At 40.0% G+C, this 16,327-nt stretch carries 9 protein-coding genes; all 9 read right to left on the bottom strand.

What is annotated here, in order from left to right:
• Positions 1-77: 77 nt before the first annotated feature.
• Positions 78-5,381 carry an FtsK/SpoIIIE domain-containing protein gene (locus tag ORQ98_RS26965; RefSeq protein WP_274691928.1) on the bottom strand — a complete coding sequence of 1,768 codons (5,304 nt, stop codon included), beginning with the start codon at positions 5,379-5,381 and terminating at the stop codon, positions 78-80.
• Positions 5,378-6,889 carry a hypothetical protein gene (locus tag ORQ98_RS26960; protein ID WP_274691927.1) on the bottom strand — a complete coding sequence of 504 codons (1,512 nt, stop codon included), beginning with the start codon at positions 6,887-6,889 and terminating at the stop codon, positions 5,378-5,380. Before ORQ98_RS26960 ends, ORQ98_RS26965 begins: the two co-directional genes overlap by 4 nt.
• On the bottom strand, positions 6,882-8,678 hold the full coding sequence (locus ORQ98_RS26955) for a hypothetical protein (RefSeq protein WP_274691926.1): 1,797 nt from the start codon (positions 8,676-8,678) through the stop codon (positions 6,882-6,884). Before ORQ98_RS26955 ends, ORQ98_RS26960 begins: the two co-directional genes overlap by 8 nt.
• A 26-nt stretch (positions 8,679-8,704) precedes the next feature.
• Positions 8,705-9,574: a phosphoadenosine phosphosulfate reductase family protein gene (locus ORQ98_RS26950; protein WP_274691925.1), complete on the bottom strand. Its 870-nt coding sequence runs from the start codon at positions 9,572-9,574 to the stop codon at positions 8,705-8,707.
• On the bottom strand, positions 9,567-13,049 hold the full coding sequence (locus ORQ98_RS26945; protein ID WP_274691924.1) for a hypothetical protein: 3,483 nt from the start codon (positions 13,047-13,049) through the stop codon (positions 9,567-9,569). The genes ORQ98_RS26950 and ORQ98_RS26945 overlap by 8 nt, the downstream gene beginning before the upstream one ends.
• Positions 13,046-14,059, bottom strand: a complete 1,014-nt coding sequence (locus ORQ98_RS26940) for a DUF4007 family protein (RefSeq protein ID WP_274691923.1) — start codon at positions 14,057-14,059, stop codon at positions 13,046-13,048. The genes ORQ98_RS26945 and ORQ98_RS26940 overlap by 4 nt, the downstream gene beginning before the upstream one ends.
• Positions 14,060-14,153: 94 nt before the next feature.
• A complete protein-coding gene (gene vapC / locus ORQ98_RS26935) occupies positions 14,154-14,546 on the bottom strand; it encodes a type II toxin-antitoxin system tRNA(fMet)-specific endonuclease VapC (protein ID WP_274691929.1) in 393 nt (130 codons plus the stop codon).
• Between the two features lie 11 nt (positions 14,547-14,557).
• Positions 14,558-14,788, bottom strand: coding sequence for a type II toxin-antitoxin system VapB family antitoxin (vapB, locus tag ORQ98_RS26930; protein WP_274691922.1), 231 nt, complete (start codon positions 14,786-14,788; stop codon positions 14,558-14,560).
• Between the two features lie 241 nt (positions 14,789-15,029).
• A complete protein-coding gene (locus ORQ98_RS26925; protein WP_274691921.1) occupies positions 15,030-15,821 on the bottom strand; it encodes an IS5 family transposase in 792 nt (263 codons plus the stop codon).
• Between the last annotated feature and the right edge of the window lie 506 nt (positions 15,822-16,327).

Below are 16,327 nucleotides of genomic sequence, written 5' to 3'. Positions count from 1 at the left end.
TATTTTATCAGCCGTTGTTAGCCTATTACGACAAAGTCCCTTGGTAATTAGTCCGTCAGTTTCCCTCGGTAATGACACTAATACAGAATAGGTTTGTTTTCGTCTTCCTTCCAATAATTAATTATCAAATTTACCAGCTCATCAAAAACGGCAGGATTGGTGAAGCCTACTTGTATACTCATGGTTTGACCTTCAGTCTTAACAATGCCATGTCCATACCCCAATAGGTTCTCGGCTCCAGATTCACCCAAAATAATTTCGGAGTTAAGATCCCGATCCACTTTTAAAGCAACCTTGGTATCAAGGTTTGCTCTAAGAAGTGGGAAAACCACATCGTTACTAGGCCTCTGCGTCGCTAATACTAAATGAACACCAGCCGCTCGCCCCTTGGAAGACAATTTAACAATAATGTCCTTAGCATCCTTCTTAAATTCATTGTCCAGTATCCAGTCTGCTAATTCATCAAAGAAAACAACCTCTCTCGACATGCGTGAATCAGGATAACGTAGATTATAGGCTTCTATATCCTTAAGTCCTAAATCTTTAAGCTGGACATACCTTTCATTCATCAAATGTTCCAGCTCCTTGAGTCGAATTACAGCTTCTTCTTTATCTAAGACAACTGGATGAGCTAAATGCGAAGAATCTGAGTAGGAAGAAAACTCAACCTGTTTAGGATCGAACAATCTTAATTTCAAATTATCGGGCTTATTGGTCATGATCAAATCAGTAATCATATTATTCATTAAGATCGATTTACCTGATTTGGTTTGCCCTCCAATTAGCGCGTGAGGACTGGCTCCATCCAGCTTGAAGAAGCAACAATCATCTCCAAACTCATTCTGTCCTAGAAGGATTTTATTGTTAAAACCGTTGTCCAGCGTTTTCTGTCTATTGGAAAGCGTTCGCTTTATCAGTTCTGAAAAATAAACTATCTGCCTTTTATCCCTATCAAAAACAAGTACCATTAGGCCAGGTTCTGGATAGACTTGTCGCAGCGATAAACCCACTACGGACAAGAATGTACCACGCATATTGATAATCTTGCTCGCGTTTAGATTCACATCGCCGAGCAACTTAATAACGATAGAGTTCGGAGTTATTAACGTCTCTGAAAAATTCGATGGCAGATTTGAATGGCTTAATATCTTTCTCACGCCGGACTTAACGTTTTCAATGTCTATGGGATCCTCATCCTCAACAACAATATTGTTATCGAGATACTCTAGGCATTGTGTTACTAACGCCATTACTGACTTAGAATCACCTGCTGGTATGACTTGAATTGGGTCAGGAGATGTATTTGCCTCTTGAGCAATGTCGGGTACAGGCGTATCTACAGGAGCGACTCTTGAATTATCTGCTGTAGAAAGATCAATGTCAGCTTGTATTTCCTCTGTATCTTCTTCAAGCAATATATAGGGCTCGTCTTGATCTGTCGCTACTTTTCGGTTGAGTTCAAGAGGTTTCGGGATTGCTGTTATATCAAGAACAAGCTCTGATGTAGAATCAAGCATGTGTTTAAATACTTGCTTAGTATCTTTAAAGCTAAGTGATATTTGATTTAAATAGTCGCTATCATAGATGCTATAAAAATCTGAGTTTATCGCATCATTGTCATAACGAAAAATAACAGAAAGCCCATAGAGATTGATATGGACAGAATCTTTGTCGAGGTTAAGTAATCTATCAAAGTTAAACTCATTGGGCGAAAACTTAAAGTTCCCGATTATAAACTCCAAAAATTTATTGAGCCAATAGCAAAAGTCAAATGCCAAAGCCGATTCCAACATGGATCTTACTAATTCGCATGTCGATTTTAGTTGTTTGCATGACTTAATGCTTTGGTCGATAGACCCGTTGTTCAATTTAGATTCACAGATCACGAGATTAATAGTTATTTTTTTATCTTCGCTTTCGCTGAGATAGATGCCCATCAAATCAGAAACATAGTTGACGGAACGACCTATAGATTTCAGGGCATCGTCCTCAATAGAGGACTTGAACCAACCAATATAATCGTCAAGATGCACCCAGAAAATATCAGCGATCTTATCTTGATCTCCAAGCAATGATTCAATCAATACAGCGGAGCCAGCCGTACCTACCAAATCATGTGAAAAGTTGCCATTACCAACGGACTTCAAGAGTATGTCACTGCTAAAAGAATTGGATAGCGTAAATATTTTATCAACAATACCTGGAATGTTGTCGGGGTGTACAAACCGCCATTTCCTAAGATTACTGTCGAGATTAGTGGTGATGTAATGGGTCTCTTTTTCTGTGATGATCGCCAAAGATCTCTTTAGACCTTCGCCCTGAACGTAGCGTAGCACTCTACGGTTCCCATTAGTTGAAGGGTCGCCCATATTCTCGCTAAGAATCAACGAATCCTTACAGAGCAGATAATCATAGATAACTAGCCAATTGCTCTTAGCTAAGCCAATATTGATCTCGTCTTTCAATTCAGTTGATGCAACTTCACGGCAAAAAGAAATATTCCCCAATTTACCAGCAGTTCGCATAAATGCTTGATGGAAGTTTGCAGAGGTTTGATCAAATATATGATTGTTTAATGCAAAGGAAGAAGTCTTTGTTATAGGGTTTGAAGGGATTTTACGTGATGCACAATATTCCCAAAACACGCTTTTACTGGACGACACAACGTAAGCAGGTGCGTCAAGCGACAGAACATTCGTTGTATAGAGCGGATCAAAGCTGAATAGGAGATCGACTTCACCTTCCTGAACTTCTTCCAGACTGCTAACTACTCTTACCTTAATGTTGTTATCGATCTTGCTGGCATCAAAGCTTTCACAAATTCTCTGATAGATTACATCCAGCAAACTTCGTTTATTGCACGTAAACGTTATAGACAGTGAAATCTGGTCTTCCTGATCCTCTGACAGTTTCAACAGTTCATCATAAACGGCAAGTATCTGATCGTAAGAAAGCAAGCCACTACACATCACTTGTAAATGATGCCGCTCATTGGGAAACGTTTCTAAAAACTTGCTAGTGGTTGCCTTGATGACTGAACGAACTTCTTTATCTCGAAGGGCATTTTTCGAGTTAGCCAAAGAAGTATATTCAAAATATCCGAATCTTGATTGTGTACAAACAAGATCAATAGATTCGCGGCTTCTGATTTTTCGTAAAAATAGGCTTTTTCCATAAGATTCGTTGAGTTCGGAAATGAGCTTGGATAACATTCCATCATATTTATTTCCGATAATTAGCTTCCCATCTCGATATGCTCTAGCAATATTCCTGTAAATTTCGTTTTTCTTCGCCACCATTAATAAGCTGAAGGGAGACCAAGGGAGGTAGACAGCATAATCGGTGTTATCGCCCACAGACAGAGTATGGACGGTAATGAACTCGTATAGAAGTTCTCTGAAGCTTTCCCCTAAATGAGTTCGAGAAACCAAGAACTCTAACACAATATTAAATGACAGCTCAAAATCATTCAGCTCGACAAGGAGCGGGTTTTTAAGTGTGGAATCTACAGCATTTTTCCACTCCAGCACAAAACTGTCGTAGATGTTTTTGAAGTGGTCATAGTCTGTTTTTGCAAGGTGATTATGCTGTAGAAGCTGTGATAACAGGTCGCTTATTTCGCTTCCTTCTTTATCCATTTTTCGTATCAGTTCACCGCGACTCATTCGTGTGCTGACTGATAGAAACATCTGGCTATTATTGATGGTTGGATTGCATTCAGAGCGCTTAACAAACAGCGGATCAACTGAAATGCTGTGCTTATGGCAATATCCTTTTCTCTCCATGACTTTAGGGAAATCACTATATTTAGCTGATTCAAAGCCAAATGGGTTAAAGCTCCACTTCAGATCCCATGTTTCCGATGGAGATTTAGGGTCATTGCTATAGCGTAGTATTCTGAAATAGAGTTCGTTTGCTGCTTTTCCGTTTCTGCCTTTCTTAAGATCTTTATTGCTAAGTAAATTATCTTCGGAAAAGGATTTCGGAAATTCAACCTCAAACGCATCTCCGAACTCTGACCAGAAATCAGCTATTCCCCTATATTCACTGAAGAAGAATTCAATCGCATCTTTGTTTTTCTTTTGCAAAGATCTCTTAGTCCGGTCTTTTGCAAGGCTCAACCTCACCTTATCCGTACCAATATCCATCATGAAAATCGATTTTGACAGCACGATTAATAGACCTTCAATAAAGTCTGTGCATTCTGTCATTTTGCTGCTGCTAATTTCTTTCAGCCACGCCTTTTCAAGTTTGGCATCTTCAGATAGCTCTTTTGAATGTGAGAAGTAGAACGTCCTTAGTTCGTTTTTATCAGGCTTGTTCGCCTTATCATCAACACGGGTAACAATATCTGCATGTGATTCAGATATATCAATATCATTGTCAGCTAAGAACTGAAGCGTCTCTTCGCCTAGCTTAAATTTTGTAGCGGTCTTCTTTTGCTGTAATACAGAACTGAATGGTGCATGAGAATCATATTCTTGCTGAATACGGTTTCTAAGCTCTTTAGCATCTTCGGGGTTCTGAAAATATGCTGTAAAGTATTCATCTACAATGTCACAAAAATCTTTATATTCCGGCTCGCTTTCACGAAGCTGGTTCAGATTTTCATGAATTTCAGCCTTATCAATCTCACGGTCTCGAAGAATTGCTCTCCAGAACTCAATATCAACAAAGAGAGTGCTAGAGACTAACTTGCGAAAAACTTTTCGATAGTCCTTTCCTGCGTTTTTCAGGACTCTGAATTCATCCAGTCGGTTAATACCGCCTAAGCAGACACAATTTTTCCCGATGGCATCCCAAAACAAGCCGTCTTTGATAGTGTCAGAAATAACCCGATCAATAAAGCGGTTTATTTTATCGATTTCAATAAAGGGTCGGTTATTCCATTTGGAATGGGTCAACTCACTTACAAAAAGTGCCAGATCATCTACTTGTTCTTTGCTAAAGATGATTGAGTTAGGCTGTAGATGTTTAGCTATATCAATCCATTTGCCGGTCTCAGATATATCAAAAACGACACTTTGATCTATTCTGGTCACTTGATCATGCGTCGGCTTTGTTTCCGCAATAAACATGATGCAGAAAAAGTTTCCAACACGATTTCGCTCATGTGTGAGGTCAGCAAACGAATATTTTTCGATGTTGAGATCTTTGTAATGCTCATGGTCTTCAACAGCGATGATGAGTCCTGAATTGCTCCCTACAGGTGAAATTGGCAATTGTGATTCTTTAATCGTGGACAGAATAGATTCGACAACCTTTGGGTCAAACTCCCTAAGCACCAGTCGTCCTGGAACGCCATCACCGCTATTATTGTTATGCCAATCGCTATAATCAGCCTCAATTAATTTAAAATAGTATTGAGCTAATGACTTCACAGTGTATCCTCCAAATACGGGTTAACTACATAACTACACGCATCTGAAAGATGCCTAAGCATTCCCATCTGATAGAGCAAAACTGATAAATTTTTAGCATTTCGATTCAAATCACTTTGTAGAATTTCGGAATCCTCAAATGGAGACTGATCTATAAAGATGTTATATCTCTCCCTAAGCGCCTTCATAAATTTACGAAACTCCAGTCGTTTTTCCGAACCTAGTAATGTAATGACTAGCGAGTGCAAAAAATCTTCTGTAACAACGTACCTGAAGCTTCTTGTATTTTTTCTTGAAACAAAACCGATATGACGAAAGCAGATATGGGGATAACCCAAAATGTTTTTGCCTAAATAATCCTCCGCTTCTCCTCTCTGCTCTTCTAAAAATACCTTTCGATCAGACTCTTCCTCAATATCAAGCGCATATTGATCAAACAAGTTGGGTATGCAGTTGGTGAGGCTTCGTTTCAGGCGATTTCTTTGTGTTGAGATGCTTTGTATGGAGGCTTTTCGGATGCTGTTAGAAGTTTTGGTAAGAACCTCAGCTATATAGGTTGGACACTTAGGTGATCCGTTGTTAGACATGTTAGTGTACATTTCACCAACGCTGTAGATATAATTTCCGGTGTGGAAACCTACTAAATCCGACATGATTTTGATTTTATCGAGTTTCTCTAAATTCAGATTTAGAGTACGAACTATATCTTCAGCAAACGTAGTGAAGCAATTCATTTCATGTGGAGGCAAATAGCCAAGATTTTTTCGGTTTGTTTCCTCTAATGGGTAACGTTTTTCACTAATGGCAAGCGACTTGGCTAGTGTAGAATATGAGTCGTCTTTCTCTTCAAGCCATTCGGTAAACAGTCTTTCTAGTTCGAGCCTTAATTCATTTGGAGCGCGGCATAGCATTAAATAAACTAATTCACCTCCCCGTGAGAAAAATCGTCTATCTTCAGAATTGTCAACGTTATTGTAGTCACACCATATATATTCACGATTAATCGGGTAAATAAATTTTGATGACCAGCGCTTATTTGAAAGTGGATCAAATGTTAGCGAGCCGAGTATTTTTATGACATTGTAAAAGTTTTCAAAGGATTTAAAGTTATTCTTGATATGATCAATGTCGGCTTCTTTAAAACTAAAGTTATCTCCCTTTATATCACCCATTAAAAAATCAAACTGACGCTGCCATTTTTCTTTGTCTGGCGCAGTTGAGCGATGAATTGTCTCAAGTATCTCATTTTGATAAAGCAATATTCGCAGCTTGAAATTTCTACGATGCCGGAAATACAGAATATCGTTTTCTGGAGCAAATATATTCTTAATGAACTCATGCTGCTTCGCCTGATATTGGTTTTCTATAATGCACATTAATTCAAAAAGAAGCAGCATGGGAGTCTGTTCAGGTCTGAATCGATGCCCCCAAACATGCTCGACAAACGGAATATTTTTGATCCCATAGGTTTTTTTTAGATCTACCGTATTGGCATTCAAATTATCCATTTTGAACATCCAATATGACCTGTCTAAACTCACCATCCTGAATTGAATAGGTCTCAGTGCGCCTACTTTCTCGGATCAGTGTCGAAAGCTTTGAACGTAGAATTAAGAGCTTTTTATACAATCGGGGATCAGTCGTGTTCGGCGGCGCTCCTTTTGAGACATGCGCAAGATAATCAAACAGCTCTACGGTCAACGACATCTTAACCTCATGCTTACGATCTATATCCAAAATCAGTACAGGCTCAATACGTGCGCCTGATAGAGACATGTCATTCTTGATTGACCTGATAACAATATCTCTTTCGCGTATATCTTCCCCGTGGAAGATGGAAATGGGTATAATCGATCCTTGCCCCTTTTCAGGAATAAACAGGCTGTCTCTCCCAGACCCTTCTGAAATATACCGTCCATGAAAAACACGATTTAACGCCAAAATAATCATAGCAATCGTATTTACATCATCTGCACAGTCTGACTTGCTCAAGCTGTCATAAACGTTTTCACGATAACGTCCAAAATGGGAATAACGCTGGAGGTGGTAAGCATTTTCATCGCCATCCTGAAAGCAGTAGAGCTGCATTCTAGAACGACGCATAAGTGCATCCCAAACTTCGTTATTGGCATCAACGCCATCAATGCGTCTGGCTTCAAATAACTTATTATTAGCATCCAAGGGGATAGAAAAATCTCGTTCGGTTTTGTGTCTTAATAATCTATCCCAGTAGTTAGTAGACAATTCGCCGAAACCCAATTTATTAATTTCAGAGAATGGCCGGTTATTTCTCATTTTGTGAGCGCCGAGATTCATGCCCCAAAAGCCGACTTCGATACTTGATTCAGACGAAAAGACAGCCGTATGTTCAATTTTTGACATGGAGGCGCAGTTAAGTGTGCCGATACCTGCTTCCATATCCGCTATACGTAGAGCTTTTGGTTTGGGTACTGATGCCAGTAACGTATTGGTTGCTAAATTTAACAGCTCCCTAATAGTGAAATGTTCATTATTGAGCTGTAGAAGTAAGATGATATTGCTTAGATTTTCTTTGATATGAGGTTCAGTTTTTAGGAGATGGTATTTATTATAAATTGCACAGCTTTGATTTTCTTTTCCAGTGCAGCCATCGCAATGACTCCAGCCTGGATGATCTAATATTGTGTCGAAGATCAACGCCATGTTTTCTTTGGCATTGAGTTTGGAGAGGTTTATTAAATTTACAAGCTCTTGTCCTTCACACTCGCTAAAGCCTAAATTGATTTTATCTTCAATTATTTCTTTTAGAAGTTTGGCAGTTTCCTGTTCTGCCTCATCAGAAGAGTTTTTTTTTATGAAGTTTTCAAGTTCTTCAACAAGAATACCGTCATTGACCGCAACCAGTATGGGTTTGGATACGTGCTTGGTATCCAGTATTGTTATTAGCTCTCGAATCAGTAAGTCTTTATCGTCTTTTAATTCCGAGAAGTCTTTAACTACTGTGCGTTCATCTGTACTAAAGTAGCTATTTTCGTTCCATTCATCTTCGTCAAAATCATCTCCGTCAAGAGCGCGTACAATATCTCGGCATAACTTGGTTTTACCATCACCGGCAGTGCCGGTTAATATAATCAGATTATGATTTCCGTTAGATTGAAACTTAGATAATATTTCCTGCTGCCAAGGAAACTGAACATCTAATGGTTCTTCAATATCTAATCTTTTTGCAACCTTTCTAACATATTCATCTTGTATCTGATTCTTTCCTTTGCAATACCCCTCAAGGAACTTCACCCAATGATTATTTTTCCACGTCATAATCGTTCTCAATATATTATTCTAATCTATAAACTACACACCAAACATGCCTGATCGTAGGGGTCATCATCCATCATGTTTTTCAATGTTTCCTGCCATTTTTCTGATGACTTTTTGTTGGTTGCGATAATACCCAGTTCTTTCTCTCTTTTTACCGCACGCTCTACCATTTCATCTATAGTGCCTTGCGAAGACCAGGTATAGCCATGTCCTTTAATGGGAACTTCTCCATCTTTCCAATCGAATATTGTTCTCATGCGCAGCTCATACTGTCGGGCTCTCTCAAATAGCTCAGGATGATTCCTTTTTAGACCAAGCCACTCATCCTGACGCTGGAAGAAACAGAAATAACAGCCAGAGCGAGAGCGCCACTGGTAATATTCAGGTGTGCCAACCGAATCTTTCAGAATTTGAAAAACATCATCCCGCACCAAACCATCTTCAATAAATGGAAATACCGCTTTAATACTATCTTTACGGCTGATATAGCCTTCACGATTCTCATCTGCTCTGATGCCGATATAGCTCACCACAGGATCGTCGCCGACAAAGGCTTCAAATGGTTTGATCTTCATCATCAACGTACACCAGCGTTGCTGGGCTGATGGTAGATATTCGTTATAGACTTTAAGCCAGTGATCAAAATCTTTTCCGCTGCTGAGGCGAATGATCTCTTTTCCCAAGTAGGCTTCCAGCTTATCCAAGAAATCATAAACCTCTTGAAGCTCCGCTCCCGTATCAGTGAAGAAATATTCTATCTTTTCATGTATCTCTGGATATTTATCCTTGATATAAACGGCTAAAGCAGCGCTATCTTTGCCGCCGGAAAGTCCTAACACATGACGTGCGTTATCAAGTGAATTAATGGAGTCCATTGAAATTCTATTGTTAGCCATTTTTCACCTCTTTGAGTTTATTTCGCACGTTGGAAGATTGAGGCTTCTTAGTACTGGAATTTCTTCGTTCAGTAAGAAACTCATCTACAACTTCTGCAAGGGCTGCTAGCTGCAATTCATCCGAATGCTCATCTAGGGCTTTTCTCAGCAATGCTTTGCAGTCTTGAATCGCATCTTTTCTTTTTTGATCAATAGCGACTACCTCATCTATCGGTTCGCCGCCTTTCTTGAGAGACTTAAGCAGGATGACATCAAACTCGCCATCCATGCTTTTACGCGATCTGTCGTAGTGAACCCTTAACGCTTCCAAGTCCAAAATTCGTTTTGCGTAATCACTCAACTTAACATCTACTTCAGAGCAATCCGTATCAGTCCATTTTTTAGTAGGCTTTTGTCCAAGGAACATCAAGACATTCTCAAGCCAGCTATAATCGTCACCCTGACGTTTCGTGAGACGCTTAATGAATGCTTTTAAGCCATCAACATCTACCGTATGCTGATCTAAGCCCTCATAGCGTCCTGTGACCTTCCTGCGAAGCTCCTCAAGCTCATTATCGCTATCCAAGTGAAACGCTTCCAACAGCATTTTGATCTGCTGCTTAAGCATGTTCGGATAACAGTCTTTGAGTTCTTTCAAGCAGCCTTGTAACGATTGAGATAAACCTTCTAAATTAGGATTATCCTTTGCAAGTTCTTGTTCGTAGCCAAGTGCTTTGGGAATATCTTCAAAAATAAGAGTCTCCGGTGACTTTGCAAATTTAAATGCATCTCTTATTTTCTTTGTTTTTATCGACAAGTCAGAAGATCGGGTTTTCTGTGTATAGTCAGGAAGACCACCAATAAATTGAGCTAGTGGCTTAACTAATTGAACAACCGTTTGCTTTGATCCGGTATCGATAATCTTGCAATATTCTTTATAAATCGAAGAGCGTAATCCGGTAATCCTGAAACGCTGAAAGGTAAACTCATCAGGCCGCTTCACAAAACGATCTAACATTTCCTGCGTCATTACAGGTTTATATTGCCGGTTCTCATATAGAGCCAGTTCGTGCTGATATACGATATAGACAGCAATATACAGTATGGGCAAAACACCAGCTTTAACGCCATAGGGAGGAGCCATCAATATACTATTAAGCTCTGCCAATGATCGGGGTGACTTTTCTGTTGAATCCAGAAACTGATTGATTTCCTTCCAGACATGATAGAAAGGTGATCTTTTATGAGGCTCCTGAAATTCTTTAGTTTCTTTATTGTGAAGACCTGTAGCCGCTAATACTGAACGATAAATGGCTTTTTCAGGCGGAAATTTATCGATGCCCAAGTCTTCAGCGTCAGATGGGTTAACCATCATCGCTTCCAGTAGTTTATTCCTTGCTGCATTCGCTTGTGCTGAAGGCCGATCACGGTTAATCAACTCATTGTGTAGTTTTGGTGATTTGCTATAAACCGTTTCCAATACCCAAGATAACAGCTCCTGAAAATCACGCTTGGTTTCTATCTCATATTCATCTGCTTTGTAATACCAAGCACACTCCTGTGGCTGCTCTTGCAAACGCTGCAATAAATTTCGTTCAGCTAATTCTGCAGCCGTAAGCCTATCTTCAAATTCTCTTTTAGCAACCGGATCGCTATTAAGCTCCTGACGCTTGTTTTGTACCTGACGCAACGCTAATACTTCGGCAGTAGCTTCACTCAATTGAGAACCATTGAGACAAAGAGCAACTAGATCTAAATCGGAATAGTGCTGTATAACAGATTCACTAAATAAAACTTCATCATCCTTTGCCGAGGCAAGGAAGAAGATAATGCGAGGTTCACTGGATTTCTGCTCAGATGATTTATAAGTCTGAGCATCAACAAATTCAGGCGTGAAGTAGCGCAATGCACCACTATTAATGGTGTAGCGTCTTGCTACGATAGGCATAAGCGCATTGGCTTTATTTAACTCACTCGCCAATGAAAACTCGCCTAAATTATTAATTTCTTCTTCTACAGCCTCTTCAAGATCAAAATCACTGCCTTGCCATACGCGATACTCGCCACTGAACCGACGGAAAGTAATAATTGATTTCTCTGAAAGCGCTTTCAACGAGTTGCTAACAGCTGTTTTATTGCGCCCACAAATTTGAAGTAACGCTTTCGATGGCTTAAATCCGCCCTTAATGCCAATGATATTGAGCAGGCCAATAGTTTTAAGCAGATTAAGCTGATCTTCAGGCGCATCACCAAGGCGCTCAATAGCTGTTACGACTTCAGCCCATCGCCGATGTGTTCGGTAATCTCCAAGAGCTGCGGGTTGGTTCGTAATGAAGTAATCATAGACATGGTGCGGATAAATAAAGTCTTCCGTTGATTCAAAACGATCCACCATATCCTGCAATCCAAATTCTTCATGACTTCCCAGATAGCTAAATAAAGTCCGTTCGTTCTGTGCAACTTTCTGACAAAGTGCAGGTAACAATATGGCACTGACTGGATGCAGTGGATAGCAGTGAGCCATCAGTTCTGGCATTGCTTTCTTATCCACCACACCTGGTAAGGCTTCATTTTCCTGTAGAATATCTACAAAACCTTTAACCGTAGTATTAAGCTGCTTTTGTTCTTTTTGGGTGAAGTCATAGCTAAACGCAGCACTAACAACCCGCAATACCTGTTCCGTAGACTCAAGGAATGGCACATCTTCAAAACGTCCCTGAACCTTAGCCCACTCATTTTTCAGGCTCTCACCTAAGCCTTTGGCATACTGCTCAAAGGATTGGTGCAGTAATACAAACAAGAATAGATTGCACTCATCACCTTTACAGGCATGTTCTGCCAATGCCTGTAACATATAAATATCATTGGCACCGTAATGCCGTGCTTCAAATTCCAGAAACTTTCCAAGCTCGTCAATAACAATATAAACGCCTTTACAGCCTTTGTTTGCAAGAGCACTTTTCAGCTCTTTAACAAGGGCGATAATTTCTGAAACGGTAACGGTATCTGCTTGTGATAGTGTTTCTAAATCAGTAACAACATTGGGGTTTCGGCCATTAAAGTTAGAAAAATACTTTGCCGAAGCTTTAGCAAGACCTTGTACAATTTTCTTGCCCATCGGTTCGGGTGAACCAGTAATTAATACTTTCAAAAAGCCATTGTTTTTTGAAATCTCTTTTCGGAATACACTGGTAATGTCAGGTGCTGATTCCTTTAAGTTTTTCAAAGCTGCTTGTGTCGCAACAGCATCAGGTGATGACAGTAAATGTGATAAAAAGACTGACGCAGAGGATTTACCTGACCCATAAGGCCCGATAAGCGACCATGCGCGAGGAGTTAGAGCACTACTGAACCCCTCAGCAACTCGGTTAAACAGTTTTAAAGCTCTTGATGTAGGAATATAGGCTTTTACTATATCAAGGGAATCAGCATCACGCTCTAGATTAATTGAGCGTGTGTAATGAGTATTAATATGTACTTGATGTTTTATACTCATGCAGCGATTTCCTTACTTGGATTTTCATAATGTTCAATAATGAATATCATCGCATCCGTTTCTTCTGACAAATAAAGCTGATGTTGTCCGGCAGTGTCACGAATATCAAAGATGCCTGGAATGTAATTCACAAGCCTTTCAAGTTTTGCAACAAGATCGCTTTCCGTTAACCTGAAAACTGAACCGATAGCGGGGTAGTTATCCTTGCTATACATAAAGTCTTCTATCGGAATCGCACGGGTGTTTTTCATTTCAAACATTTCACACACTGCAAAACCTAACATCCCTAATGGCAAATCTGGGCGTGCCATAGGGCGGGATTGATAGCTTCTTCCTCCGGCACTTTGAGAAACAAGCTTTAACAAAGAAAAAGGAGAATCTAACGCATCTTCTAATGGCGTGCGGGTGTTTCCGGTGGATAGGGTGTACATGCGTGGAATAAGTCCAGCATCATTTGACAAGGTTGCTAAAGCCGGTTTTTTCTTATTGATAACTTTTTCGTACACGAAGTCAACCAGCGCAGTTCCTAGCTCCTGACCGGTAAACTCCGGCTTATGGAAACGGTTGAAAAACCAGAACCACGAAGTTGCCAGCTCTGCATTAGTTGCTAACAGCCAATGTAACAGCCAGATAGTCGCCTCATCTTCGAGATAAGGATCGTAACCATCATCAGAAGAGAGAATGTAATCTCCAAGAGCCGTTGATTTGTTTTTTACCGGATCGATCATACGACATGCCCGAAGCCAATATTTGATGGCAGAAACCATATTCTTACCAACCCCAAGCTCAACAGTCGCTTCATCCGATTCGAAGATGTCGCTATCCTTCGTCATAGCCTGAAAGCCTTTAGATAACCAGCCATAACGTAAAGCAAAGGTTTCATGACGAGCAAACGCCATCTTATCAGGGTTGAATATCATTATTTTGCTCTCATTATCAAATGGAAGTGTCTGCTGCTGAGCCTGATGCTTAAGCAATTCTTCAATGTTTTTACCTTCAAGCCTAAGCACGGCATGGAGATGATAGCTTCAGCAAAAAAAGAGCCATTTTAGCTGATTTAAAATGTATGATCTTGATCAATTAATAAGCGCTGCAACAAAGCCTTTAGGCGCTGACCCAATTTTCGATGCGTGTGCCAGGCACGCGACTAAATTCCTTCTCATTATTGGTTACAATAATCAAACCCAGTGAGCGCGCATGACCAGCAATCATTTGATCATAGGGGCCAATAGGCTTACCCGCTTTTGCTAGCTCAGCGCGAATCTGGCCCGTATGGGTAGCCGCTGCATCGTCATAATTGAGCACATCTAATCGAGCTGCCATTCCCTCAATATCTGCCAGGTTTCGCGCTGAATTCGAGGATTTTTCAGCGCCGTAAATCAGCTCCATGAACGTCACTGTGGAGATACAGATTTGCCCATAATGTGCTTTAAACGTCTCTCGGACAATGTGCGGCTTGTTCTTAATGGTATAAATGACAATGTTGGTGTCCAGCATGTACTTTAGCATTACAGGCTTTCCCGCTCTTGATCAGAAGGCTGCTCTCTATCCAACATGAAGTCTTCTGTCACTCCTTCACCATCAAACCAACTATCCCAAGCCTCTCCTGCGGGCACAATCAAGCGTGCTCGGCCTAAAGCGATAATATCAACCTGTTTCACTGAGTCAGGCAGTGATACTGGTTTTGGCAGTCTCACAGCTTGAGACTTATTGCTTTTAAAAACACTGGCTCTTTCCATATGCACCTCCTAAGGATATACAAAAAGGATATACCATAATATTAACGCTTATTTGGGATATGTCAACTGTATATACCATAAGAAAGTGCAGTGAACAGGTGTATTATTATCTTCAGCTTGCATTGAGATCGCGTGATATTGAAGAGATTATGTTAGATCGGAATGCCCCTGTTGATCACACCATTATTCAGCGTTGAGTAGTAACTGTAGTGGTCTAAGAACGTGTTTTAAAAATAAAAACTTAAGCTATTCTCCTGACTAAAATATATATCATGGCAATCTGAACCATTGCTTCACTATTTTGTGTTAGGACCTCATAGTCTTTTGCATGTCGTCGATAGTTTATGAGCCAAGAAACAGTACGTTCAACCACCCAACGCTGTTTAACAACATTGAATCCTTTGCCAGCCCTTTCAACCACCTCTAGAATGATTTCTTGGGTAACTTTATGAAAATCTTTAACCCACTCAATAATAGGAGTGCCAGAATAACCGCTATCTAGCCAAATTTTTAGCAAACTCGTCATGCTTTTTTTTACATATCCTTTAAGTAGCCGCTTTAAGCCTTCTCGTTCACCAACAGCAGCAGAAGTCACAACAACACAGATAATAATACCAAGCGTATCCACTAAAATATGACGTTTGCGACCTTTTACTTTTTTACCACCATCAAAACCAACATGAATACCTTGAGTATGGGTTTTAATACTTTGACTATCAATACAGCCTGCACTAGGATCGGCTTTTCTTCCTAATTGTTCACGATAGTACCTCCTAAAGGAATCCATAATGGCTTCCCAAACACCCTGTTGGCTCCAGGTATTAAAGTAACCATATACTGTCTGCCAGCAGCCAAATTCTTTAGGAAGCATTCGCCACTGACAGCCGGTTTTTAGGACATAAAGCAAAGCATGAATGACTAGGCGTCTATTAGCGGGTGGCCTGCCTCTATTGCCAGGCTGCCATTTGGGGATTGGTAATAAAGGGCTCAGTTTTTCCCATTGTGCATCAGTCAAATCTGTTGGATAATCCATTTAGGCTCTTTTTGTTGTTTATCTTTGATTTTTGCGAAACCAATAATAAACGCTAAGGGAGCCTATTCCTATCTATTCCCCATGCTAGCAACCTTCTAGGTGTTATCTTTTACAATACAACTTTGTATACATTTACTATTTTTAAAACGCGTTCTAATAGCCTCAGTATATTTTGAGGAGTCGATCACGACAGACGATACTACAACCCTTAAAAGTAGGTGGCATTTTTCGTGTTATTTTGCTCTATTTAGATACAAGAAGTGATAGTTTTTAACTCAATGATCAGAATGTAATCACTAATTTAAGTTAACAAAAAAGCCAGCTTGTAGCTGGCAGTATTACTCTTCTAGTTTTAAAAAATGTTAACTATCTTCAATCTCTTTGAATGCAACCAACAATTCCTCTACACCAGAGAATAATGAGGCGTTTTGTTCTGGTCAAACTAAACCGGACACTTTTCTCTGAGATTGTTCAAAGTTAACTGGAGACATATTTTCATTAGCCGT

Source organism: Spartinivicinus poritis (assembly GCF_028858535.1).
In the GTDB taxonomy this organism is placed as follows: domain Bacteria; phylum Pseudomonadota; class Gammaproteobacteria; order Pseudomonadales; family Zooshikellaceae; genus Spartinivicinus; species Spartinivicinus poritis.
Note: the sequence above shows the minus strand (reverse complement) of the source record. Positions and strands in the feature narration are given on the sequence as shown.